The sequence below is a fragment of the Achromobacter sp. JD-1 genome (genome assembly GCF_038594925.1).
Taxonomy (GTDB): Bacteria; Pseudomonadota; Gammaproteobacteria; order Burkholderiales; family Burkholderiaceae_B; genus Achromobacter; species Achromobacter spanius_C.
Genome location: NZ_JBCGCS010000031.1, coordinates 37561 through 62314 on the forward strand (window position 1 = coordinate 37561; position 24754 = coordinate 62314).

25 protein-coding genes are annotated in these 24754 nt (G+C 59.8%); 12 read left to right on the forward strand and 13 right to left on the reverse strand.

Annotation, left to right across the window (positions count from 1 at the left end):
• Positions 1-35 precede the first annotated feature (35 nt).
• Entirely contained in the window at positions 36-1088 is a 1053-nt protein-coding gene (locus tag WBR68_RS28955; protein WP_050449573.1) for an Ldh family oxidoreductase, read from the forward strand.
• Here the strand turns inward: WBR68_RS28955 and WBR68_RS28960 are convergent.
• The 13 genes from WBR68_RS28960 to WBR68_RS29025 all read right to left on the reverse strand — a co-directional run bounded on the left by WBR68_RS28960 (position 1085) and on the right by WBR68_RS29025 (position 13843).
• Entirely contained in the window at positions 1085-1795 is a 711-nt protein-coding gene (locus tag WBR68_RS28960; RefSeq protein WP_230695970.1) for an ABC transporter ATP-binding protein, read from the reverse strand. The genes WBR68_RS28955 and WBR68_RS28960 overlap by 4 nt on opposite strands.
• Positions 1792-2598 carry an ABC transporter ATP-binding protein gene (locus WBR68_RS28965; RefSeq protein ID WP_230695971.1) on the reverse strand — a complete coding sequence of 269 codons (807 nt, stop codon included), beginning with the start codon at positions 2596-2598 and terminating at the stop codon, positions 1792-1794. The genes WBR68_RS28960 and WBR68_RS28965 overlap by 4 nt, the downstream gene beginning before the upstream one ends.
• On the reverse strand, positions 2595-3590 hold the full coding sequence (locus tag WBR68_RS28970; protein WP_230695972.1) for a branched-chain amino acid ABC transporter permease: 996 nt from the start codon (positions 3588-3590) through the stop codon (positions 2595-2597). Before WBR68_RS28970 ends, WBR68_RS28965 begins: the two co-directional genes overlap by 4 nt.
• A 10-nt stretch (positions 3591-3600) precedes the next feature.
• Positions 3601-4521, reverse strand: coding sequence for a branched-chain amino acid ABC transporter permease (locus WBR68_RS28975; RefSeq protein ID WP_230695973.1), 921 nt, complete (start codon positions 4519-4521; stop codon positions 3601-3603).
• Between the two features lie 40 nt (positions 4522-4561).
• Positions 4562-5755, reverse strand: a complete 1194-nt coding sequence (locus WBR68_RS28980; RefSeq protein WP_230695974.1) for an ABC transporter substrate-binding protein — start codon at positions 5753-5755, stop codon at positions 4562-4564.
• A gap of 74 nt (positions 5756-5829) precedes the next feature.
• Complete coding sequence (locus WBR68_RS28985; protein ID WP_230695975.1) at positions 5830-6831, reverse strand: amidohydrolase family protein; 1002 nt, start codon at positions 6829-6831, stop codon at positions 5830-5832.
• Between the two features lie 126 nt (positions 6832-6957).
• A complete protein-coding gene (locus WBR68_RS28990) occupies positions 6958-7494 on the reverse strand; it encodes a 3-hydroxyanthranilate 3,4-dioxygenase (RefSeq protein ID WP_050449580.1) in 537 nt (178 codons plus the stop codon).
• Positions 7495-7709: 215 nt separating this feature from the next.
• Positions 7710-8666, reverse strand: a complete 957-nt coding sequence (locus WBR68_RS28995; protein ID WP_050449581.1) for a LysR substrate-binding domain-containing protein — start codon at positions 8664-8666, stop codon at positions 7710-7712.
• 129 nt (positions 8667-8795) lie between these two features.
• Positions 8796-9719, reverse strand: coding sequence for a YihY/virulence factor BrkB family protein (locus WBR68_RS29005; RefSeq protein ID WP_230695976.1), 924 nt, complete (start codon positions 9717-9719; stop codon positions 8796-8798).
• 261 nt (positions 9720-9980) lie between these two features.
• Positions 9981-11621, reverse strand: a complete 1641-nt coding sequence (gene groL / locus WBR68_RS29010) for a chaperonin GroEL (RefSeq protein WP_104142010.1) — start codon at positions 11619-11621, stop codon at positions 9981-9983.
• A gap of 37 nt (positions 11622-11658) precedes the next feature.
• Positions 11659-11946, reverse strand: coding sequence for a co-chaperone GroES (gene groES, locus WBR68_RS29015; RefSeq protein WP_006221616.1), 288 nt, complete (start codon positions 11944-11946; stop codon positions 11659-11661).
• A 570-nt stretch (positions 11947-12516) separates the two neighbouring features.
• Positions 12517-12831 carry a hypothetical protein gene (locus WBR68_RS29020; protein ID WP_050449584.1) on the reverse strand — a complete coding sequence of 105 codons (315 nt, stop codon included), beginning with the start codon at positions 12829-12831 and terminating at the stop codon, positions 12517-12519.
• Positions 12832-12901: 70 nt separating this feature from the next.
• A complete protein-coding gene (locus WBR68_RS29025; RefSeq protein ID WP_050449585.1) occupies positions 12902-13843 on the reverse strand; it encodes a LysR substrate-binding domain-containing protein in 942 nt (313 codons plus the stop codon).
• Positions 13844-13939: 96 nt separating this feature from the next.
• Here WBR68_RS29025 and pcaH point away from each other — a divergent pair, with 96 nt between their 5' ends.
• From pcaH to WBR68_RS29080, 11 genes are all read left to right on the forward strand, one after another.
• Positions 13940-14650 carry a protocatechuate 3,4-dioxygenase subunit beta gene (gene pcaH / locus WBR68_RS29030; protein ID WP_230695977.1) on the forward strand — a complete coding sequence of 237 codons (711 nt, stop codon included), beginning with the start codon at positions 13940-13942 and terminating at the stop codon, positions 14648-14650.
• A 2-nt stretch (positions 14651-14652) separates the two neighbouring features.
• Entirely contained in the window at positions 14653-15243 is a 591-nt protein-coding gene (gene pcaG / locus WBR68_RS29035) for a protocatechuate 3,4-dioxygenase subunit alpha (RefSeq protein WP_050449588.1), read from the forward strand.
• 10 nt (positions 15244-15253) lie between these two features.
• A complete protein-coding gene (locus tag WBR68_RS29040) occupies positions 15254-16654 on the forward strand; it encodes a 3-carboxy-cis,cis-muconate cycloisomerase (protein ID WP_050449589.1) in 1401 nt (466 codons plus the stop codon).
• On the forward strand, positions 16647-17021 hold the full coding sequence (pcaC, locus tag WBR68_RS29045) for a 4-carboxymuconolactone decarboxylase (protein WP_050449591.1): 375 nt from the start codon (positions 16647-16649) through the stop codon (positions 17019-17021). The genes WBR68_RS29040 and pcaC overlap by 8 nt, the downstream gene beginning before the upstream one ends.
• A 244-nt stretch (positions 17022-17265) precedes the next feature.
• The gene (locus WBR68_RS29050) at positions 17266-18282 is read left to right on the forward strand and encodes a Bug family tripartite tricarboxylate transporter substrate binding protein (RefSeq protein WP_050449592.1); all 1017 of its coding nucleotides are present in this window, start codon (positions 17266-17268) and stop codon (positions 18280-18282) included.
• A 117-nt stretch (positions 18283-18399) separates the two neighbouring features.
• A complete protein-coding gene (locus tag WBR68_RS29055; RefSeq protein WP_050449593.1) occupies positions 18400-19716 on the forward strand; it encodes a Rieske 2Fe-2S domain-containing protein in 1317 nt (438 codons plus the stop codon).
• An 11-nt stretch (positions 19717-19727) separates the two neighbouring features.
• Entirely contained in the window at positions 19728-20717 is a 990-nt protein-coding gene (locus WBR68_RS29060; RefSeq protein WP_050449594.1) for an ABC transporter substrate-binding protein, read from the forward strand.
• Between the two features lie 42 nt (positions 20718-20759).
• The gene (locus tag WBR68_RS29065) at positions 20760-21731 is read left to right on the forward strand and encodes a PDR/VanB family oxidoreductase (protein ID WP_050449595.1); all 972 of its coding nucleotides are present in this window, start codon (positions 20760-20762) and stop codon (positions 21729-21731) included.
• Positions 21732-21749: 18 nt separating this feature from the next.
• Entirely contained in the window at positions 21750-22943 is a 1194-nt protein-coding gene (locus tag WBR68_RS29070) for a Gfo/Idh/MocA family protein (RefSeq protein ID WP_050449596.1), read from the forward strand.
• Positions 22944-23017: 74 nt separating this feature from the next.
• Entirely contained in the window at positions 23018-23563 is a 546-nt protein-coding gene (locus WBR68_RS29075; protein ID WP_050449602.1) for a MarR family winged helix-turn-helix transcriptional regulator, read from the forward strand.
• A 199-nt stretch (positions 23564-23762) separates the two neighbouring features.
• On the forward strand, positions 23763-24542 hold the full coding sequence (locus WBR68_RS29080; RefSeq protein WP_050449597.1) for a sulfite exporter TauE/SafE family protein: 780 nt from the start codon (positions 23763-23765) through the stop codon (positions 24540-24542).
• Positions 24543-24754 lie beyond the last annotated feature (212 nt).

Here is a 24754-nt window from a genome sequence, read left to right on the forward strand (position 1 = left end):
AAGGGTCGCGAACCCAGAACCAGGGAGGGCATGGCATGCCTGCGGATAGCCGAGTGGACGCCGTTGAATGGGAACGCTGGGCCATTGCCTGCCTGCGCGCGCAAGACTTCAATCAGGACGATGCGCGCAGCCTTGCGGCCAGCCTGGCCCAAACCAGTTTGTGGGGCATCGATTCGCACGGCATTGCGCGGCTGCCGCACTACTTGAACCGCGTGGCGCATGGCTCCATCCTGGCGCGTCCGGTCATCCGCATGGAACGTACCGGGCCGGGCACGGCGCAATTGCACGGCGGGCAGGGGCAGGGCATTGTGGTGGCGCACCGCGCCAACGCGCTGGCGATGGACATGGCGCGCGAAGCCGGCATCGCGGCCGTCGGTGTCAGCGATTCGTCGCACTGCGGCGCGGTGGGCCTGTATAGCCGCGCGGCAGCCCGGCAAGGCTTGATCGGCATTGCCTTCACGCATTCGGATGCCATCGCCGCGCCCCACGGCGGCCAGCAAGCCTTCTTCGGCACCAACCCCATTTCGATAGCGTTTCCGCGCGCGGACGGCGAGCCGCTGTGCCTGGACATGGCCACCACCGCCATCCCGTGGAACCGCGTGATGAACGCCCGCCGCGACGGCGTCGCCTTGCCGTCGGGTGTGGCGTTGGACGCCCAGGGCCGTGATTGCACGGACGCCGATCAGGCGCGCGCCTTGCGGCCCTTGGGCGGCGAAACGTATGGCTACAAGGGCTACGGGCTGGCCATGATGATTGAACTGCTGTGCGGCCCCTTGAACGGCAACCCCTTCGGGCCGCACATTTCACCGATGTACGACGCGCTTGAGCGCCCACGGGAATTGGGCGCGTTCTTTATCGTGATTGACCCGCAACGCTTTGCGGGCGGCGCCGCGCTGGCGGGCGTGGTGGCGGCGATGACGGTGGAACTGTCACAAGCGCCTGGTACGCCGCGCATGCCCGGCGACCCCGAAGCCGAGGCCCAGGCCGAGCGCCTGCACGATGGCATTCCCGTGCCCCCCGCCCTGTGGAACGAGATGCAGGCCTGGAGCCAGCGCCTGGGCGTGGCGCTGCCCGCGCGCCGCGCTTAAACGCCCAGGTACTGCAACAGGCGCGGCTCGTCGTCCAGGAAGGCTTGCGACGAGCCCGTCCACGCCACGCGCCCCTTTTCGACAATGGCGTGATGGTCGGCCGTGGCAAGCAGGGGTTCCAGGTTCTTGTCGATGCACAGCACGGCCAGGCCGGTTGGTTTCAGGCTGTCCAGCGCCGCCCAGATTTCTTCACGCACCACCGGCGCCAGGCCTTCGGTGGCTTCATCCAGAATCAGCAGGCGCGGGTTGGTCAGCAGCGCCCGCCCGATCGCCAGCATCTGCTGTTCACCGCCCGACAGATGGCTGCCCAGATGCCGCGCGCGTTCGGACAGGCGCGGAAACAGCGCATACACGCGGTCCAGCGTCCATGGTTCCGACAAACCCTGGCGGTTGTGCGCGGTGGCCACCAGGTTTTCACGGACCGACAGGTTGGGGAATATGTGCCGGCCTTCCGGCACCAGCCCGATGCCGCATTGCGCCACCTTGTACGACGGCAGCCGGCTGATGTCCCGACCATCGAAGACGATGCTGCCTTGCGTGGCGCGCGCCAGCCCCATCACTGTCTTGACGGTGGTGGACTTGCCCATGCCGTTGCGGCCCAGCAAGGTCACGAATTGGCCCGGCCCGATATCCAGGTCGATGCCGAACAACGCCTGGCTGGCGCCATAGTGCGCGGTCACGCCACGCAGCGATAGCAGCGCGCTCATGCGGCTTCCCCTTGTTTTGCTTCGGCCTGGTCAACTTGCCCCTGCTTGCCGCGCGCGCTGGCGCGTTCGCTGCCCAGGTAGCATTCGCGCACCTGTGGGTTGTTGCGGATCTGGTCCGCCGTGCCGCAGGCCAGCGCGCTGCCATACACCAGTACCGTAATGCGGTCGGACAGCGCAAACACGGCCTGCATGTCGTGTTCCACCAGCAAGATCGTGTAGCGACCGCGCAGTTGCAAGAGCAGGCGCGTCATGGCCTCGGATTCATGCTGGCTCATGCCCGCCATGGGCTCGTCCAGCAACAGCAGCGACGGCTGGCAAGCCAGCACCATCGCCAGTTCCAATTGCCGTAGTTCGCCGTGCGCGAGTTCACCCGCGGGCGTATTGGCGCGGGCTGATAAGCCGGTCAACGCCAGCGCGTCTTGGGCCGGGTCGGTCAGGGCGGCGGTCGACAGTACGGGCGTCCAGAACCGGAAGCTGTGGCCGCGCCGCGCCTGCACCGCCATCACCACGTTTTCCAGGGCGGTGAAGGGTTTGAAGACAGAGGTGATCTGGTAGGAACGCGCCAGCCCGTGGCGCACGCGCGTGTTCACAGGCATGCGGGTAATATCGCGGCCATTCAGCAGCACGCGTCCGCTGTCGGGCCGCAGTTCGCCGCTAAGCTGGCCGATCAGCGTGGTCTTGCCCGCCCCGTTCGGCCCGATCACGGCGTGCAGTTCGCCCGCGTGCACGTCCAGCGACAAGTCATCGGTAACTGTCAGGCCGCCGTAGCGCTTCACCAAGTTCTCGACACGCAGCGCGGTCATGGTGTTTCTCCCTGAACGTCTGCCGAAGGTTGCCGCCGCGCCGCGTTGCGGCCACGCCAGGGCGTGTCGCGCAGGCTGCCGTACACCCCGCGCCGCGACACCAGCACCACGCCCACGATCAGCAAGCCCATGATCAGCATCCAGTGCCCGGTCAGCAGCTTCAACCCTTCTTCCAGCAACAAGAACGCCAGCGCGCCGGCCACGGGGCCGAACAATGTGCCGATGCCGCCCAACACCACCATCACGATCAGTTCGCCCGATGTGGTCCAGGCCAGGTAGGACGGCGACACATACATGGTCAGGTTCGCCAGCAGCACGCCGGCCACGCCGCAAATCATGGCCGATATCACATAGGCCGCAAGCCGGTAGCGCAAGGTGGGAAAACCCAGCGCGCGCATGCGGCGTTCGTTCGCCTGGCAGCCACGCAACGCCATGCCAAAGGGCGTATGGATCAGCCGATGCATCAGGCCCAGCACCGCTAGCAACACGCCGAAGGCCGTGTAGTAGAGCGCCAGCGGCGTATCCAGCCGGAACGCGCCGAAGTCGCTGCCGGCAAACAGCGACATGCCATCGTCGCCGCCAAAACCGTCCAGCCCAGTCGCCAGAAAATAGAACATCTGCGCAAACGCCAGCGTGATCATGATGAAGGCGATGCCGGACGTACGCATCACCACGTAGCCGCTGACCAAGCCCACCACGGCGCAGGCGGCCAGCGCCCCGGCCAGATGCAGCCAGCCGCTTTCAATGCCGTAGTGCGACATCACGCCCACGGCATACGCGCCCAGCCCCAGGTACAGCGCATGGCCAAAACTGACCATGCCGCCAAAGCCCAGCAGCAGATTCAAGGCCAGCGCGGCCACGCCATAAACCAGCACGCGGCCAAACAGCGCCAACAAAAAAGGCTCGCCCTGCCAGTGGGCGTACACCGGCACCAGGGCCAGCAACAGCAGCAGGGCGGCGGCCACCAGAAAGCGCGGAGACAGCATGTGCATGAGGTTCCCCTTATCCGTGCTTGACGGGAAACAGGCCCTGCGGCCGCATCGCCAGCACCAGCGCCATCACGATGTAGATCAGCATGGAAGCAATCGCCGGGCCGGCTGCGTTGGCGGCGGCGGGCGGCAAAGCCGCGCGCAGCAGCGTGGGCAGCAGCGCGCGGCCCAGCGTGTCGATCAGCCCGACCATCAGCGCGGCCAGAAACGCCCCGCGCACCGAGCCGATACCGCCGATGACGATCACCACCAGCGTCAGGATCAGGATGGGTTCGCCCATGCCGGTCTGCGCCGACAGGATGGGGCCGGCCATCAGCCCCGCCAGGCCCGCCAGCACCGCGCCCAGCACGAACAGCAAGGTGTTCAGCCGCGCGATGTTCACACCCAGCGCACCCACCATCATGCGGTCGCTGGACCCCGCCCGTATCAGCATGCCCAGCCGCGTGCGGTGGATCAGCACATAGCAGCCGGCCGCCACCAGCAGGCCCACCACGATGATCAGGAAGCGGTACAGCGGGTAGGTGACGCCCAGGATGTCGATGGTGCCTGACAGCCACGACGGCAACCCCATGCTGATCGGCGCGGGTCCCCAGATGATGCGCGTCAGTTCGTTGAAGAACAGAATGAAGCCAAAGGTGGCCAGCACCTGGTCCAGATGGTCGCGCGGGTACAGCCGCGCCAGCGCAATGCGGTCCAGCAGCAGGCCCAAGGCCGCCATGCCCGCGATGACCGCGGCGCCCGCCAGCAGGAACGAACCCGTGTGGCGGAACACGGTGGCCGCGATGAACGCGCCCATCATGTACAGCGACCCGTGCGCCAGGTTGATGAAGTTCATGATGCCGAACACCAGCGTCAGTCCGGCAGCCAGCAGGAACAGCAGTATGCCTAGCTGCAAGCCGTTCAAGGCCTGCACCAGCAGCAGTGTCATGGACATGGGAATCCCCTTGCGCAAGCGGCCAGAACGGCCACCCGCTTTACTTCATGACGCATTGGGCGGCGTACTGGTCAGACACTTTGGACAGGTCCGGAAAGATAGGGCCTTTGTTCACAAACGCCACCTTGCCGTCCGCGCCCGCCTGGACGTCCGCGCGGAAGAATCCGGCCACCGGGAAGTGGTTGGGCTGGTAGCGGAATTCACCGCGCACGGAGGCAAAGTCGGCGGCTTCCAGCGCTTTGCGCAGCGCGTCCTTGTCGTCAACCTTGCCGCCCGTTTTCTTCAAGGCCGAGCCAATCAATTGGGCTGCGTCAAACGATTGCGCGGCGTAGCTGGACGGTTCGCGGCCGTACTTCTGCCGAAACGCGGCGGCAAACGCCTTGTTGGCGGCGTTGTCCAGGTCGGGCGAATACGGCACGTTGGTCACCGCGCCCAGCGCGTCTTGCTGCAAGGCGGGCAGGGTGGCGCCGTCGATGGTGTCCACCGACAACAGCGGAATCTTGCCGAACAGTCCCGCCTGGCGGTACTGCTTGATGAAGTTCACGCCCATGCCGCCAGGAAAGAACACGTAGGCGGCGTCGGGTTTGGCATCCGCCAGCGCCGCCAGTTCCACCGAGTAGTCGGGCTGGTTGACCTGCGTGAACACTTCGTTGGCGACCTCGCCCTTGTAGAAGCGCTTGAAGCCGGCCATGGCGTCTTTCCCGGCCTGGTAGTTGGGGGCAAGCAGGTAGACCTTCTTGAAGCCCATCTGGTTGGCCATTTCGCCGCTGCCTTCGTGGCGCTGGGTATTGTTCCAGGACGTGGAAAAGAAATACGGCGAACAGTCCTTGCCGGCCAGGTTGGTCGGCCCCGCGTTGGACCCTACCAGGAACACGCCGGCGGTCGTCACCGGCCGCACCACGGCCAGCATCACGTTGGAATACACCACGCCGGTAATGATCGGCACCTTGTCGCTTTGCACCAGCTTGCGCGCGGCCTGCACGCCCACCTCGGGCTTGAACTGATCGTCTTCCTTGATGACCTGCACCGGCACACCGCCCAGCTTGCCGCCGCCTTGCTCCACGGCCAGCATGAAGCCGTCCAGTTGGTCTTGACCGAGGACGGAGCCGGGGCCGGTCAAGGTGGTCAGCAGGCCGATCTTCACGTCGGCCATGGCGGCGGCGGGGAGGGTCAGGCCCAGGCTAAGGCCCAGTCCCAGGACCGCGGTGGCGGTCAGCGTGATGGTGCGTTTCATGGTGTTTTCCCTTGAGTTGCCGTGTGTCACGGTCGTGGTGTTTTGCTATAGCTGGCGAAGTGCGGGCTGATGAACTACGGCGTCAGGCCAAAGAACGTCATCGTGTTGCGGAACAGAATCTTTTGCTGCACGTCCGGCACCAGCTCGGCGTGCGCCACCAGGCGGCCCACCTCCTGCTCGCCCAGGGGGTAGGGATAGTCGGAGCCCAGCAACACGCGGTCTTCGCCCATGACGTCGATCAACAGTCGCAGCGAGCGCGCGTCGAACACGGCGCTGTCCGTGTAAAAGCGGTCGGTGTACGACGAAGGCAATTGCGGGCAGTCCTGCCGGATGATGTCGCGATGACGCCAGGCGTTGTCCACGCGCCCCAGCAGATAGGCAAAGCTGCCGCCGCCATGCGCGAAGCACAGCTTCAGGCTGCGCGGAATGCGTTCAAACGCGCCCGACAGAATCAGCGACAGAATCCCCAACTGCGTTTCAGCCGGCATGGCCACCAGCCACGGCAGCATCCATTTCTTCATGCGACCGTCGGTCATCATGTCCCAGGGATGCACCAGCACGGGGATGTCGTTATTGGCGCAGTGAATCAGAAACTGCACCAGCAATTCGTCGTCCAGATCGCGGGGGCCGACGTGGTTGCCGATCTGCACGCCAAGATGGCCGGCGGCTCGTGCTCGCGACGCTTCCTTGCAGGCCAGGTCCAGGTCTTGCAGCGGCACTTGCGCCAACGCTTTCAGGCGCGACGGCGCGTGGGCGCAATGCTCCAGCGCCAGGTCATTCATGCGGGCGGCCCAATCGGCGGCAGCCTGGGCGGGGTAGGTGTAGCCGAACATGATGGGCGTGGCGCACAGAATCTGCACGTCCACGCCGTGGCAGTCCATCTGCGCGATACGCAGCGCCGGGTCCCACAAGGTGGCGTCCACCGGGCGGAACTCGCGGTCGCCCGCCATGATCTGGCCGGTGGCGCCGTCGGCATCCGGACGCAGCCAGGGGGCGTTGACCGGGTCCAGCGCCGCCGCTTCCTGCCGCGTGATAGGCGGAAAGAAGTGGGCGTGCATGTCGATTTTTTGAATCATGGGGGGCTTTGCAATAGAGAGGATGCTAGAGGCGGGTTTGGCCTGCTATTTGGCTTGCTGCGTGGCTGGCTCGGTGGCTGGCTCAGTGCCTAGCTACGTGGCCGGCTGGGTCGTCTGCGGGGTCGCCTACTGCGTGGGCGCGTGGCCTTTGCCGGGATGCATCTGGCCGCAGCCGGGGCAGGTGCGCTTGTCAGGGCTGTCGTAGAACGCCTGGAACAGCGGCGGCAGGTCGGTCACGATGCTTTTCAATTGCACTTCCACGCGATGCACCAAGTGGCCGCAGTGCGGGCAATACCATTCGAATCCATCGACCAGGCCCACCGGGCGCTGGCGTTCGATGACCAGACAGGCGCTGTCCGCTTCGGGGCGTTGCGGCGAATGGCGCACGTGCGGCGGCAAGAGAAAGATGTCGCCTTCCTTAAGGTCGACACGTTCGGCCTTGCCGTCCACCCACAAGGACAACCAGGCGTTGCCGCGAAACTGGTAGAAGAATTCTTCCAGCGGGTCGTCGTGATAGTCGGTGCGGTGGTTCGGGCCACCGACCACGGTGACGATGAAGTCGGCGTCTTGCCAGATCTGCTGATTGCCGACCGGCGGCTTGAGCAGGTGGGCGTGGTCGTCGATCCAGCGCTGGAAATTCAACGGCGGGCCGTAGGCGGGCATGAAGATCTCCGGAAGGCGAGTTTGATGCAGTCTAGGCGGCGAGCGCGCCGGGGGAATAATAGAAATTGCGCGCTTGGGTATGCGGCTTATCTATCGCGGGGTTTCCCGTAGAGGGCGCGCGGCAGGCCGAGGCACGGTTTCAGCGTCGATGCACGGTGCGCCTTCAGCATCATTGCGCTGCGTGCTTTCAGCATCGTCGCGCGGCGCGCGTGGGTTCAGTCGCGCTGCGCCGCGATGGCTTTCAGATATTCCACCAGCCGTTGGCAGGCGGGCGTCATCGGGCGATCGGCGCGGATGGAATAGCCCACGTCGCCAAAATCCCCGAACACGCTGGTAGGCAGCCGCGCCAGCAAACCCATGGACAGGAACTGCGCCGCCGCGTCATAGGGAATCAGCGCCAGCGCCTCGCTGTGCATCAGGATGCCGATATTGGTCAGCAGCGACAGCGATTCCACGTGGCGGGCGGGCAAGCGCAAGCCCGCGTCAAAGAAGGTGCGCTCCACGGACGCGCGCAACGGCGAGGTGGGCGCGGGCAGGATCCAGATGTGATCGGCCAGATCCGCCAAGGCGATGTCTTGCGCGCCGGCCAGCGGATGCTGCGCACCCACCACCAGGCACAGCGCTTCGCGGTAGAGCTTGTGGTGGTCCACCGCCACGCCGGAAATCGACGCCATGTCGGCGCCGGGCAGGCGGCCCACCACGATGTCCACGTCGCCCGTGGCCAGTGCCGGCAATAGTTGCGCGGACGGCCCTTCGCGCACGGTGACCTGGATGCCGGGGTGGTCGGTCATCAAACCTGCAATGGCTTCGGGCAGCAGCTTGGCCGATGCGGCAATCAGCGTGCCCACCACCACATGACCGCTGGCGCCGCCCAGCACCGCGTCGATGTCATCCGCCATGTAGCGCACTTCGGCCAACATGGCGTGAACGCGGTGCCCCAACACTAAAGCTAGCTCGGTGGGCGTGACGCCTCGGTTCGACCGTTCGAACAAGGTCGCGCCGAAGAAGGCCTCCAGGTCATGGATGGCCTTGGTAACGGTGGGTTGGGTCAGGTGCAGTTCACTGGCCGCGCGCGACAGCGACCGGCGCGCCAGCACGCGTTCAAAAATCTGCAATTGATGCAGCTTCAGCTTGTGGCTGAGCGCGTTGGGCGTGATGCGGAAGTTCGACATGCTTGGTGGCGCCCGCCTTGGTTCGAATCAGCAAGTGCGGGTGCGGCAACGGATGCACCGCTGCGGGTGCGCGGGCGGGGCCATCAGCGTCGAAGAACTCGCGGTAGACGCGATTGTATCTAGAGCGGCCTAGGCTTGTGGGGGTGCTGCTGGGGCCGGGTCCGACTCGCCAGGCTTTGCGGCATCGCCGAATCGCAGCGCGAACTGCCGCGTGAACACCGCGCCAAAGAAAAAGATCTGCGCGGAATAGTAAATCCATAGCAACAGGGCAATCAGCGACCCCGCCGCGCCATAGGCCGATACCGCCGCACCCCGGCTCAAATACAGGCCGATGCCCCACTTGCCCACCAGGAACAGCGCGGCCGTCACGATGGCGCCGGGTATCACGTCCGGCCAGGAAATCTTGGCGCTGGGCAGCAGCTTGAAGATCACCGCAAACAGCGCCACCACCACCGAAAAAGAGAACAGCGTCGACACCCAGTCCAGCACCGTCGCGAAAGTCGAGGCCATCCACAGGTCGCCATACAATTTTCTCGCGGCGCCCAGCACCGCATTCACGGTCAGCGACACCAGCAGGAACAGTGCCAGCACCAACACCAGCCCAAACGACAGCATGCGGCTGCGCACCATGCCATGGATGCCGCCTTTCTGGTTGGCGGACACGTCCCACAAATCGTCCAGGCTGGCTTTCAGTTCGGCAAACGCCGTGGTGGCGCTGAAGATCAGTACAAAAATCGAGATCAGCGCGGCAATCCACCCGCCGCCCGATTCATGGGCGCTGGCCAATACCGTCTGAATCACTTCCGCGCCGCGCTCTCCGGTCAAGTCGCGCATTTGCAGGAACAGTTCGGAACGCACCGCGTCTTCGCCATAGAACGCGCCCGCCACCGCGATCACCAGGATCAGCATCGGCGCCAGTGAAAACACCATGTAAAGCGCCAGCGCGGCGCCCTTGCTGGACGCGCGATGGGTCGACCACTGGTTGGCGGAATCCATTAACAGCCCGCCGATCTCGGACGGACGCAGGGCTCGCAGGCTTTGGGGAAGGCGCATGGGCTGGGCGGCGTGGGGCGAAGAAGCCTTCATTGTAGGGACGCATGTGCCCTGGGGAAACCGTGAGTTTGTGCGCAAACGTGTGCGCGCGGGGCGGGTAGACGCTCCCTGGTCACAACAGGCAAAACACTGCGGCCGCCACGCTGTGCACGTTGGCGACCGACAAAAAAAGAAAAACCCCCGGGGCGAAGGTCCGAGGGTTTTTCAGATACTGCATTCCCCGGCTGTGACGCCGGGGAGGCCGTGCAAGGAAAGCGGGACTTAGAAGTCCATGCCGCCCATGCCGCCCATGCCACCCGGCATGGCCGGAGCAGCGGGCTTGTCTTCGGCCAGTTCGACCACGGCGGCTTCAGCCGTCAGCAGCAGGCTGGCAACCGAGGCAGCGTTTTGCAGGGCGGTACGGGTCACCTTGGTGGGATCCAGAACGCCTTGCTCAACCAGGTCGGTGTACTCGCCAGTTGCGGCGTTGTAGCCGTAGTTGCCCTTGCCGTTCAGCACGTTGCTGACCACGACGCTGGCTTCTTCGCCGGCGTTCGTGACGATGGTGCGCAGCGGCTCTTCCACAGCACGCAGGATCAGCTTGATACCGGCGTTCTGGTCAGGCGTGTCGCCCTTCAGTTCAGCAATGGCTTGCTTGGCGCGCAGCAGTGCAACACCGCCGCCAGCCACAACGCCTTCTTCCACTGCGGCGCGGGTAGCGTGCAGGGCGTCTTCGACGCGAGCCTTCTTTTCCTTCATTTCGACTTCGGTGGCAGCGCCAACGCGAATCACGGCAACGCCGCCGGCCAGCTTGGCCACGCGTTCTTGCAGCTTTTCACGGTCGTAGTCGGACGTGGCTTCTTCGATCTGGATACGGACTTGCTTGACGCGAGCCTCGATCGACTTGCTGTCGCCAGCGCCGTCGATGATCGTGGTGTTTTCCTTGCCCACTTCGATGCGCTTGGCTTGGCCCAGTTCAGCCAGGCCGGCCTTTTCCAGCGACATGCCGGTTTCTTCGGAGATCACCGTGCCGCCCGTCAGGATGGCGATGTCTTCCAGCATGGCCTTGCGGCGGTCGCCGAAGCCCGGCGCCTTGACGGCGGTGGTCTTCAGGATGCCACGGATGTTGTTCACAACCAGGGTGGCCAGCGCTTCGCCTTCGACGTCTTCGGCGATGATCAGCAGCGGACGGCTCGACTTGGCAACTTGCTCCAGCACGGGCAGCAGGTCACGGATGTTGCTGATCTTCTTGTCGAAAATCAGGACATACGGATCTTCCAGCACGGCAACTTGCTTTTCCGGGCTGTTGATGAAGTAGGGCGACAGGTAGCCGCGGTCGAATTGCATGCCTTCGACGACGTCCAGCTCGTTTTCCAGCGACTTGCCGTCTTCGACGGTGATGACGCCTTCCTTGCCAACCTTGTCCATCGCGTCAGCGATGATCTGGCCGATGGAGGCATCGCTGTTGGCCGAGATGGAACCGACTTGAGCGATTTCCTTGCTGGTCGTGACCGGCTTGGATTGCTTCTTCAGTTCAGCCACGGCGGCGGCGACAGCCTTGTCGATGCCGCGCTTCAGGTCGATCGGGTTGAAACCGGCGGCAACGTACTTCAGGCCTTCCATGACGATGGCTTGAGCCAGCACGGTGGCGGTCGTGGTGCCGTCACCGGCGTTGTCGGAGGTCTTGGAGGCAACGTCCTTGACCAGTTGTGCGCCGATGTTCTCGAACTTGTCCTTCAGTTCGATTTCCTTGGCGACGGACACGCCGTCCTTGGTAACGGTCGGGGCGCCGAACGAGCGCTCCAGAACGACGTTACGGCCCTTGGGGCCCAGGGTGGTCTTAACAGCGTTGGCGAGAACATTCACGCCGCGGACGATACGCACACGGGCGTCGTCACCGAACAATACTTGCTTGGCAGCCATTTCTTAGCTTCCTTCGAAAATTCGTTTGAGGCGGGGATTACTGAACCACGGCGAGGATTTCGTCCTCGCGGATGACGAGCAGCTCTTCGCCATCAACCTTCACGGACTGGCCGGCATACTTGCCGAACAGAACCTTGTCGCCAGCCTTCAGGTCGACCGGCAGGATCTTGCCGTCTTCGGTCTTCTTGCCGGGGCCGACGGCCACGACTTCGCCTTGATCAGGCTTTTCAGCGGCGCTGTCGGGGATGACGATGCCCGAGGCAGTCTTGCGCTCGTTTTCGAGGCGTTTGACGATCACGCGATCGCCCAGGGGACGCAAGGCCATGAGGAACTCCTGTTTACTTGAATGAAAGTGAATGATCGGTTAGCCCCGGGAGGGCTGTTAGCACTCACCGGTGTCGAGTGCTAATTATAGGGATGATGTTCCAGGGTTCAAGGGGGGGAAGGGCGGCTGTTACATATTTGAGGGGTGGCCCGATTGTCGAATTTCATTGAGTTTGGAATTTCTGTCATTGAGTTTGGAACTCTCTATCCCTGAAGAGTCAACACAGCAGCGCATTTGGGCATGGAAGCCTCGCATTCATAAGTGGAACTCCGCGTCTACCGAAAGCGGCCTCGATTTGGGGCACAGACTTCGCAGATCGCGCGACTTTGAAGCCGGAGCAGGTAAATTTGGCTATACGGTGGCTGGCAGTAGCGGCTGTGACCGTGCTCAGTAAGGAGGGATGGGTCTACCGTCGAGTAAGCACGCCAGCGGTTTCCGGACGATGGCCGGAGATTGACGGTCTCCCCCACCGCAACCCTAGGATGACCGCGCTCACGTCCGGCCGCTTGCGACCCGAAGCGGTTTTTTAATACGGGCTTAAAGCTCCGGAATCCGAGCCCGATGCACTGCCTAGACGCTCAGTTGCTCTGCTCGATAGAAGTTCCTGAGGTCCGACATCGTCGCCAGTTTCAGTTTGGGCAGGACAATTCTCTCGTACATCTCTGCATAACGCCGTCGGTTGGCCGGGGTGGCAACTGTTATGTGCCTGATCATTCGCCATTTCAGGGAGTCCAGGTTTCCTTCAAGCGCGCCGTGCCGGTCGCGTTCGAACAAGGTTCGGCGAAAGTATCGAAAGAGGCTGGTGGCTGTCGACACATCGAGCAGGATGAAGCCGGTGGCGCGCTCGAGCCGTTGATCAATGCAGCTCGTGTAGTTCCCCTCCATGACCCACTTTTCGCACCGTATCGCCTATTCGTGCAGGCGAAGGAACTGTTTGTTGATTTGCAGGCCGCGTTCAAGCACTGCGTCGGCGATTTTGTTCCATGCCCGCGGCTTTGAACGCCTCGAAGAGCGCGGCTCCATGGGATGAAAGCGCCACGTCGGTGCGCCTCAGTAGGCCTATTGGCTCATCAGTTCCACCCGCGGGCATCGGAACGCGCATCAGTTCACCGTCGATCACGTAGCTCTCGACCAAACTGGCCGGAACGAACCAAATCGCCTCGTTGTGAAGGGTAAGTTGGAGGTTTAGGGAGACCGAAAGGCTGCTGATCACTGATGCACGCTCTGGTGCACCTAATGCAGCGAGTACGCTGTCCGCAGACTGGCGAATGAGTGTGCCAATAGGGGGCAAAACAAGGTCGTAGGAGGCGAGCGTGCTTGCCGTTATGGGGCCGCGGAGTATGGGATGCCCCGCGCGGACGACAATCGTGAGTGGCTCTCGAAAGAGGTGCTCGAAACTCATGCCGGTCATGGACGACGGCTCGCCAAGCCGGCCTACGACAAAATCGACTTCAGCCGCCTTGAGGCTTCGAAGCAGTTCCAAATTATGGCCGGTATGAACTTCGATGCTGACCGCGACGAAAGACCTTCTGAAGGCCGCCAAGGCCGAAGGGAACAACACACGAGCAAGGGTGGGAAGAATCCCAACGCGCACGATAGATGGCACTCGGTGACTTCCTCCTTGTAGCTTTTGCACGCCTTCTTGGAGAGCCGAGAGGGCCGCATTCGCGTAGGGGGCAAACATTCGACCCTGATCGGTAAGTTCAGCTCCTTTTCGCCCTCGCTCGAACAGCCTGGTGCCAGTCGCCGTCTCCAGTTCCGCCAGAGTTTTGGAAACGGCAGGTTGTGTGATGGAAAGCGCTTCACTCGCCTTTTGTAGGCTGTGCAACTGGGCAACCGCTATAAAACATTGAAGGTGCCGAAGTTTGATTCGATTGCCTTGGATGTCTAGATCCATAACTTATCGGACTGCTTTCAGGTAGAAAAGATCACTATATATAACTTTGAGCCATGGTTAAAGTCATCCCATTCAGTCTATGAAATGGGGAACACTTTGAGCAAAGAAGACGCAATCCTCCTCACCCCGCGGGATTGGCAAGCAAATCCTCCATACAGGCATCCCGCCTACAAATCTTCCATATTGCGAAGCCCATCCCAGCCGCTAGTGCCGCTCAAAGGGGCACTTGGCAATCGGCTCGCGCCGGTGTACGGGAACGACCGAATCGGAGATTGGGACAATGACCTAACTGTCAACGCGGCTAGAAATGGCGCGCCCATCGGCGAGCGAATTATTGTGACGGGCCGTGTGCTCGATGAATCAGGCAGGCCGGTACGACACACACTGGTGGAGATCTGGCAGGCCAACGCGGCTGGTCGGTACGTACACAAGGGTGACCAGCATGACGCACCGCTTGACCCCAACTTTCTCGGGGCGGGTCGCTGCATTACGGATGATCAGGGGCGATATCGCTTTACCACTATCAAGCCGGGTGCATATCCGTGGGGAAACCATAGCAACGCTTGGCGTCCCAACCATATTCACTTCTCTCTTTTCGGTCAGTACTTTGCCTCACGGCTAGTGACGCAGATGTACTTTCCGGGCGATCCATTGCTCTCGCTGGATCCGATATTCCAGGGAGTTCCAGAACATGCGCGTGACCGCCTCGTAGCACGTTTTTCTCTCGAAGCGACCCAGGAAGGGGTGGCACTCGGCTACGAATTTGACATCGTGTTGCGCGGTGTGCGCCAGACGCCTACGGAGTGATCATGAGTGAGCTCAAACAGACCCCATCTCAAACGGTCGGTCCATTTTTTGCCTACGGACTCTGTCCCGAGCAATACAACTTTGATTTTAAGAGCCTTTTCACCGCGAATGCCGCCGCGCCTAACGCCATCGGCGAACACATCATTGTCATGGGATCGGTCTACGACGGTAGCGGCGGTGCTGTGGGTGACGCCATTGTGGAGACCCTACAGGCGGATGCCGCGGGCCAATACGTTGCCAGTCAAGACGACGCGGCCGCTCGGGGATTCTCTGGCTTCTGTCGAGTCGGAACCGGCACAGAAGAGGGAAACAGGTTCGTGATACGTACGATCAAACCTGGATCGGTTAGCGTCGGTTCTGCTCCGTATATCGACATAATTCTCCACATGCGCGGGATGTTGATGCACGCGTTCACGCGGCTATATTTCGAAGATGAGTCCGCAGCCAATGATGATGACCCAGTGCTTAACAGTGTTCCTTCTGCTCGCCGACAGACTCTCATCGCGAAACTCGACGATAGAGCGGGTGTGAAGCTATATCGATTTGACATCCATCTTCAAGGTCCAGAAGAGACGGTTTTCTTTGACTACTGATGGAGCGACGATGCGCACGCTGACAGATCTGCTACGCGGCCATCCCGCCATGAACGCTGTTTGGTCTGACGTCGAAACGCTGCAGGCTATGCTCGATGTCGAGGCTGCATTGGCAAAAAGTTGCGCTGAAAGCGGTGTCATTCCGGGTGATGTTGTTGCTCCGATAGTGACCGCATGTCGCGCTGATTTGTTCGATATGGACGCCCTGAGAAAGGGTGCCACTGCTGGCGGGAATGTGGCAATCCCGCTAGTTCGGCAACTCACGGCAGAGGTGAGGCGCATTGATAGCAGGGCAGCCGGATACGTGCACTGGGGGGCCACAAGCCAAGACATCATCGATACGGGGCTCGTACTGCAACTGCGTGCATCACTCGTGATTATTCGGGAGCAAGTGGACCGTCTTGCATCAAGCCTGGCTGCGCAGGCGATAGAGCATCGTAGTACGCCGACAGTGGGGCGGACGTGGTTGCAGCAGGCTCTACCAATGACTTTCGGGTTGAAATTCGCTCAGTACCTAGACGCCGTCGGTCGATTACATGATTCCCTCGTGACGCATCAAGAAAGCGTCGCGGTCTTACAGTTTGGTGGCGCGGCGGGCACGCTGGCTAGTCTGGGAGAGCACGCGCCTGCTGTTTCTCGTTCTCTGGCGTGCAATCTCGGGTTGTCGCTGCCAGACATTCCCTGGCACACCCAACGGGATCGCCTCGTATCCGTGGCGGCATTCATGGGCATGCTAATTGGAGCTTGCGCCAAGATGGCTCGTGATATGAGCTTGCTGGCTCAGACGGAGGTCGGTGAGGTCGCAGAAGCAAGCGGCAGAGGTAAGGGTGGCTCATCTACCATGCCGCATAAGCGAAATCCCGTTGGTTGTGCGGCTGTGCTCAGTGCAGGTGTAAAGGCGCCACACCTGGTCTCGAGCATCTTCAGCAGCATGGTTCAAGAGCACGAACGGGCGCTAGGCGGGTGGCAGGCCGAGTGGGATGTTTTGCCAGAGCTCGCATTGATAGCTTGTGGCGCCGTAGCGACGACTGCCGACATCATGTCAGGGCTGGAAGTGCACTCAGACCAAATGATGCGAAATCTAAATTTGACCCGAGGCGTGATTCAGGCGGAAGCAGTAATGCTTGAGCTCGGAAGACACATGGGGCGAAGTTCAGCGCACGAATTGCTCGAAAAGGCGTCTCAGCGTGCCGTAGAGTCAGAGCTCTCATTGCTAGACGTGCTCACACAAGACAGAGCGGTAACCAAATTTCTATCCCATGGGCGGCTTGTCGAGTTGCTAAGTCCGCTCAACTATTGCGGCCAGTCTATGAGCTATGTCGATGCTGTGCTGGCTAGATACCAGCTACGCGTAAATGGGCCAAACATGGGCCGCCAGGTCGAGCAGGAGGTGGAGGAAGGCGATGAATGAACATGACCGATATGAGGCAGGATTGGCAGTCCGGCGCGAGGTGCTCGGGGACACGCACGTACAGCGCTCTCTAGATAATCGCACCTCAGTGAACACGGATTTTCAAGATCTCATAACGCGCTATGCGTGGGGAGAGATCTGGACGCGGGATGGATTGCCGAGGCGTACGCGTAGTCTCATCACTATTGGTCTGATGGTTGCCCTAAATCGCCAAGAGGAACTCCTGCTACATCTCATCGCGGCAAAGAACAATGGCGTATCTACGGATGAGATAAAAGAGGTACTGCTGCAGACGGCCATCTACTGCGGAGTGCCTGCGGCAAACTCAGCATTTCATCTCTTTGAGCGTTCATTGGCTTCTGAGTAGTTTCGCTCGACAAAAGTCCTTTAGCGTCCCTGCGTTTGTTCGCAGGGACGCCTGCGCTCGTCCCGCGAAAGCTTGCGCTGGCGGTGTGTTTTCAGGGAAAACGTGAACGGGTAGACGCGCATCAATTTATTGAACAATACTTAGGTCTCTAATATTATTCTCGGTACGCGCTTGGGATGTTCCAGACGACATAGAACGTCGGAACTTCCCTTTACGAGAAGGCGCAGACCTAATGGAGACAAACATGTTCAAGAATTTTTCGAAGCTCCCCGCATCCTGTCATGCCGCTCGTCTGGGGCTTGCACTCATAGCCATTCTCTCCGCCGTGACGTCGTCGAAAGCCGCTTTCGCCAACGACGAAGCGAAGTTCCCAGATCGTCCCATCCGCTTCATCGTTCCATACGCCGCAGGCGGACTTCCGGACACGGTCGCGCGCGTCGTTGCTCAGCGCGTCAGCCAGAATCTCAGTCAGGCTGTCGTTGTGGAGAATAAGCCCGGCGCCAATGGTGTGATAGCCGCGCAGACGCTTACCAGCAGCCCGCGCGATGGCTACACGTACCTCGTGACCGATGGCTCCATGATGTCCATCAACCCCGCACTGTACAAAGACCTCTCCTATGACCCAAAGCGGGATTTTGTTCCCGTCTCGTTGATCGCCACATCTCCATTGTTTCTGGCGTCTAACAGCCAGAGCAATATCAATACGCTTCAGGAGTTTGTAGATCGCGCGAAGCGCGATGGTGCGAAGATGAACTATGGATCTTCCGGAGTGGGAAGCACGCATCATCTCACTATGGAGGCGCTCAACGTTGCCCTCAATTCCAAGGTTACCCACGTTCCTTTCCGCGGCTCGGGGCAGTCTGTTCCCGCGATGATCGGGGGGCAGGTCGATGTGGTGTTCGCAGCGCTTCCGTCACTGTCTGGCTTCGCGGAAAAGGGACAGGCAAAGATCCTTGCGACCAACAGCGGAAAGCGGTCTGTGCTTGCTCCCAACGTTCCCGCTATTGCCGAGATCGTTCCGGGATTCGACTTCGCTGTCACGGTGGGCGCGTTGGGGGCATCGGGAGTACCTCCATTCGCAGTCAAACGCATGAGTGAAGAAATCGCAAAGGCGGTGAAAGATCCCGCTGTGGTGAAGCAGTTCAACACCCTTGGAATAGAGCCTGTAGGCGGCACTCCGGAAGCCTACCGGGGTGCAATTGAGGCAGAGGGGAAGCGCTACGAGAGCGCGATCAAGGATGCGGGTATCAAGGCCAATTGACCGGCCACCGCAATCAGGAAAAGTTTTCGACTTGAAAAAATGCTTAGATCTCTAATATAATTTTCTTGCCGCCACGACGTAGGTGCGTGCTGAGAGATCTGAGGATGAGGAGGTCATATGTTGACGAATGAAGAGAACGAACTGCTCTGCCGCGTGGAAGGAGACGCGCCAATGGGCCAGTTGATGCGAAAGTTCTGGACACCGATCTGTCTAAGCGAAGAAGTGAGCGAACCGGATGGAGATCCCGTTCACGCACGAATTCTCGGCGAAGATCTTGTCGTGTTTCGAGACACCGAAGGGCGAGTAGGCGTGATGGATGAATACTGCCCACATCGGCGGGTTTCTCTTGTTTACGGTCGAAACGAAGACTGTGGACTGCGCTGTCTCTATCACGGTTGGAAGATGGATGTTGAAGGGACAGTCGTAGAGATGGTCTCGGAACCGGCCGCCAGCACCATGGCCCAAAAGGTAAAGCACAAAGCTTACAAAGTCGAGGAATGGGGAGGCGTGATCTGGGCGTTTATGGGGGACCAAGCCAATGTTCCCGCATTTGTGCCTCCCCCCTGGGCGCCAGAGAAATCAGCGAAAGTCAGCATTGCGAAGGTATTGATTCCTTGCAACTGGGCCCAGATTTTGGAAGGGGCCATCGATTCGGCCCACAGCTCCAGCCTGCATTCGTCGGATTTCGTGCCGGCAAGAGTCGGTGGAGCGGAGGCGACCGACAAGAATTGGTTGAGGCCGTCAACGGACAAGGCCCCGCGGATGCAGGTTCACCGCACTTCATACGGCTTTCGCTACGCGGCAATTCGCCGACCAATTACGAATGCGGCGCAGACCGACTACGTTCGGTCCACAGTATTCGTAGCACCGGGCACCGTATTGATCCCGCCCAACAATCTGTACAACGTGGCGAATGTCAACGTTCCAATGGATGACACCAATTCGGTCTTCTATTTCATCGCTTGGGGCGATCGCGCCACGACGCCCGACACCGAAACGTGGCGCAAGTTTTTGGGCACCAGCATCGGTTCGGACCTTGATGAGCGATACCGCCCGCTACGAAATGTTGAGAACCGCTTTTGGCAGGACCGCCAAGCCATGAAGGCTGGCAACTTCACCGGCATCAAGGGTTTCCCAAATCAGGACATCGCAATGTGGGTAACGATGGGGCCAATCGCTAACCGCTCGGACGATCGCCTCGGAGCCAGCGACCTGGCCATCGTCGAGTTCCGCCGCCAGATGCTCGAAGCGGTCCAGGAATTCTCGCGCGGAAAGCCTGCGATCGGCACTGGCGATAAGCAGATTCCGGTCACTGTCTGCTCATTCCAAGCTATCGTCCCCAAGAACATCGACTGGCGAGACTTTGACGCGAAGCCAGTGTACGGAGCCGGTTCGGGTCCTCAGCTTGAAAGCAACTACGAAACCACAGCATAGGGGAACCGAGCATGGCTAAGCTTCAATTGTCTATCGCAATGGGCGACTATGATCGCAATCGGGCGCTGTATGACGGCGCTGTGCAGATAGATGGCGTAAATCCTGTGTTTGCACTTCTGAGCCCGGAAGAGATGTTCTTTCGTGCTTTCCGCTTCCAGGACTTTGATGTTAGTGAGCTGTCATTTTCCAGCTACCTGGTCAAGCATGCGGCCGGACAGTGCCCTTACATTGCCATTCCTGTCTTTCTGTCCCGCGCGTTTAGGCACACCTCGATTTACGTTCGTAAGGACAGAATTCGCAACCCCGAAGACCTTAAGGGAAAGCGTATCGGAATTCCTGAGTATCAGTTGACTGCGAACGTGTGGGCCCGCGCGATCTTGGAGGAGGACTATGGAGTCAAACCGTCTGACGTGACTTGGGTCCGGGGGGGGATTGATCAGCCTGGCCGGCCGGAGAAGATCAAGTTGAAGCTGCCGGACAGCGTAAAGATGATCGACGCACCAGCTGATGTGACGATCTCAGACATGCTGGATCGCGGGGAGATTGATGGCTTTATGGCTCCGCGGGCTCCGTCTGGGAATGCTCGCCTCAACCCTAACATTGGTTGGTTATTTGACGACCCGACTGATGCCGCCAAAAGCTATTACAGGCGAACTCGAGTCTTCCCGATCATGCATGTAGTCGGGGTGCGAAAGACGCTTGTTGAACAACACCCGTGGCTACCAGGGACGCTGCTGAAGGCCTTCGAGCAGTCTAAATTTGCAGCGCTTGATAAGCTCTCCGACACCTCAGCCACGAAGGTGACCCTGCCATTCGTGGAGGAGCAATTGAAGTCAGCAAAGGACACCTTGGGTGCTGACTTCTGGGCCTATGGGGTTGAAAAGAGCTTGCCCACGTTGGAAGCATTCACGCGGCATCATCATGCGCAGGGGCTGTCGTCCCGTCACGTTCCGGTTGAGGAATTATTCCATCCCAGCACGTACGAGTCTTACAAGATTTGAAGTGGGACGGGAGGAAGAATCTTCCCGTCCGAGGAGGCAGTCATGGCAGATTCAAATTCTCAAGAAGCGGCGGTTTTTCCGCTCAAGATTGTTGCCTCGAACCAGGCAGCACAAGGCATACGTTCATTCGAGTTGGCACGTGAAGATGCCACCGAGCTGCCGGAGTTTTCAGCTGGATCCCACATAAAGATTCAGGTTCCCAATGGAGAGTGGCGAAAGTACTCGTTGTGCAACGACCCATCTGAACGCTACCGGTATGTCATTACGGTGAAGCGTGAGGCTCAGGGGAGGGGGGGGTCGATAAGCATGGTCGACGAGGCCAAAGAGGGCGAAACCGTCTTGGTATCGCCTCCTGATAACGCCTTTCCCTTGGTTGAAAATCCGGGCGCGCTTACTTTTATTGCGGGGGGAATCGGCATCACGCCCATGCTGTCGATGATTCGATCGTTCGGCGAGCTGCCCCCGGCGCCTTGGAAGTTGTACTACTTGAGCCAGGCTCCCGAGACGACGGCATTTCTCGAAGAATTGGGCTCGGATTCATATAGGTCAAACGTCAAGATACACCATGATCGTGGTGATGCGAATGCCTGTTTTGATCTGTGGCCAATCCTTGAGAAGCCGAACCGCGGGCATGTGTACTGCTGTGGCCCGAGAGGCCTGATGGAGGCTGTTAGGGATATGTCAGGGCATTGGTCGCCGAATCGTATCCACTTTGAAAGTTTTTTGGAGGGCGGGGGAAAGAAGCCGGACGACAAGTCCTTTTTGGTCGAGCTCGCCAGATCAGGTAAGACGTTCGAGGTTCCGGTGGGTAAGTCGATATTGTCCGTGTTGCTCGCTGCGGGTACTCGGGTGGGATACTCATGCGAAAGTGGGACATGCGGATCCTGTCGAACGACAATGCTCGAAGGAACAGCAGATCATCGTGACATGGTTTTGCTACCGGAAGAGCAGGAATCACAGATCATGGTGTGTGTGTCTAGGGCAACTTGCGAAAAGCTTGTTCTCGACCTGTAATCGAAATCCGCCGATATCATGGAAATCCAAAAATTGCGCATCGGCGTGGTTGGCCTTGGACGAGCGTTCTCGTTAATGCTTCCAACCTTTCTAGCAGACCACCGAGTCGAACTTGTGGCTGGATGCGATCCACGCGATGCCGCGAGGGATCAGTTCAACCAAGACTTCTCACGACCTGCCTACGAGACCGTAGAAGCTCTAGCCGCTGACGGCGAGGTGGAGATCGTCTACATCGCTAGCCCACATCAGTTTCACGCGCGACATACGCAGATTGCTGCCGAGCATGGAAAGCATGTTTTGGTGGAAAAGCCCATGGCGCTTAGCTTGGCCGAATGCGACACGATGATCGATGCCTGTGTAAAGGCTGGTGTGCATCTTCTGATTGGCCACTGCCATAGTTTCGATACGCCTTATCTAAAAACCCGCGAATTGGTGCAATCAGGGCAGTTCGGTGCCGTGCGCATGATCCACGCATTGAATTTCACAGACTATCTTTGGCGACCGCGGCGGCCCGAGGAGCTGGATACTAAGCAGGGCGGCGGGGCTGTCTTCAGCCAAGCCGCACACCAAGTCGACATTGTGCGCCTATTGGCATGCCAGGAACCAGAGCGCGTGCGAAGTGCCCTGGGAAATTGGGACAAAGGTCGACCGACAGAAGGTGCATACAGCGCATTGATGTGGTTCCGAGATGGGGCATATGCTTCGCTCAGCTACAACGGGTACGGACATTTCGACTCTGACGAATGGATGGGGTGGACAGGTGAGATGGGGCAACGCAAGTCGTCCGAAGTCTATGGCGAGGCTCGGCGACGTCTGAAGGCGATCGTTGACCCTGCTCAGGAGTCGACGCTAAAAGCTGCAAGCACATACGGCGGGATCGCTTACACGCCGCCTACACGGGAAACGCTGCCTTCATCCCTACATCAACATTTCGGCCCCGTCCTCGTGTCTTGCGAAAAGGGGGATCTAAGGCCGCTTCCAGACGGCATATACGTCTACGAAGACGACAGAAAGTATTTCATCGAGATTGAGCAACCGGCGGTCCCTAGAGCCGAGGTAATCGACGAGCTCTACGCTGCCGTGCGATATGGGAAGCCGTGTTTGCATGGTGGGGAGTGGGCCAGAGGCACACTGGAGATCTGCCTTGCGATGATCGAGTCGTCCCGGTTGTCACAGGATGTCTTTCTATCCAGGTCCATGCGTGAAGGTTGATCTATGGCAGCCGGCGTAAGGGGGTTTCGGGTATCATTTTTCGATATCTAAGTACTCGTTACCTCACAGAGCCGATGACTTCAAAAGAAACCAGGAATGTATTAGATCACTGGCGCGAGGCTGTTCCAGACGACAGGCTCGCGCACCTTATCAAAGACGCAACACGTGCTCTCGTTCGTGGCCTCCAGGTCCGTTTGGCGGACCATAATGTTTCGTTCGGCCACTGGACGTTCCTGCGAATCCTCTGGGAGCAGGACGGCTTGACGCAGCGGGAACTAAGTGAGCAGGCCGGCGTGATGGAACCGACAACGTTTTCGGCAATGAAAGCGATGGAGTCGCTCGGCTACGTTGAGCGCAAGCACTTGCCTGGAAACAACAAGAACATTCACATCTTTCTGACGCGGAACGGTCGAGCGCTGAAAAAGAAGCTGGTGCCACTCGCGGAAGAGATCAACACTATTGGAACTCGTGGTCTGACCGCGGTTGAAATTAAGACGACTCGCAAAGTGTTGCTGTCGATAATTACCAATCTAGCGGAAGACGAAGCTGCTCTCGAGAACGCAGAACGCAAAGTTCCCTCTACCCGAGAGCTATCCCGCAGGATATCCGCGGCCGAGTGAAGAGTCTGCAGATAGTCCGCGAATGAGCTCGGTAGAGCGAGAACCGTGCGCTATCCGGTCAACTTGGTCTCGACCATCCTCGGGGCGGTACGCAGCGGCAACATTGCAATAATATTAGATCTCTAATATTCTTATCCATCGCGGACATAAGAGCCGTGCGGCGCCAGTTCTACGTGCGCATACGATGGATGAGACAAATATGGAGTTGCTGTCCCAGTTGCCGTGGACCCTCGGTGGTGTCCCAGAATTAGCACTTCTAGGGTTTGCCGGGCTTGCTTTCTTGGGAGCAGGCGTGGTGAAGGGAACCTTGGGAGTGGGCCTTCCGCTCTTTGCGGTGCCGCTATTGTCGCTGGTGCTACCGCCGCCGACTGCAATCAGCTTGCTCGTGGTTCCAGTACTTATCTCCAATCTCTGGCAGGCGATCCAGGCCGACAAGCCAATCATGTATGCCGCCCGTTTCAAATGGCTATCGCTAAGCTTACTAGTGAGTACGGTGGTGTCGGTGCGGCTGTCACTCGCACTTCCGACAGATTTGCTGAGCTTGCTGGTCGCGGCCTCGGTGATCTGTGCCGTTGTATTGATGATGTATAAGCCAGAGGGCGCGATACCGAGGAAAAAGGAGCTTCCGCTGGGAGTTGCCGTCGGCATCCTAGCAGGCATGATGGGAGGATTGTCTTCAATGACGGGTCCATTCATCATCACGTACCTGCTCGCGCTCAAGCTTCCGCGAGATGAATTTGTAGGCAGTATTAGCATCATTTATTTGTTCGGGATGATACCGCTCTACTTGGCGCTTGCTTACTACGGTCGTCTGGGGCTTGTGGAGACTTCGATGTCGATGCTGGCTATAGTGCCGATGGCGTTGGGAATGTTCATTGGTCGGCGAATGCGCACGTTCCTCAGTGAGGAAGCTTTTCGTCGGGTGTTGCTGGGTTTTCTGGCTTCGGTGGCAGTGCTACTGGTTTCGAAGGGTGCTTGAGGAAGCCAGTCGTCCGAGAAGTCGACGTGTGAGCGCGTTGCGGCCGTATCTACAGCTCGATTGCGCTTGTCAACAGTGTCGGCAGATCCAATCCGACCTGCCGATCCATCTTTCTGCGACTAATCGTCGTGAGAACGTAAGCGCCTGCTGAACACACCCTTGACGGTTCTGCTTATGCAGCAGGTTGCCACCGATGCGGCAGCAGCTCAGCG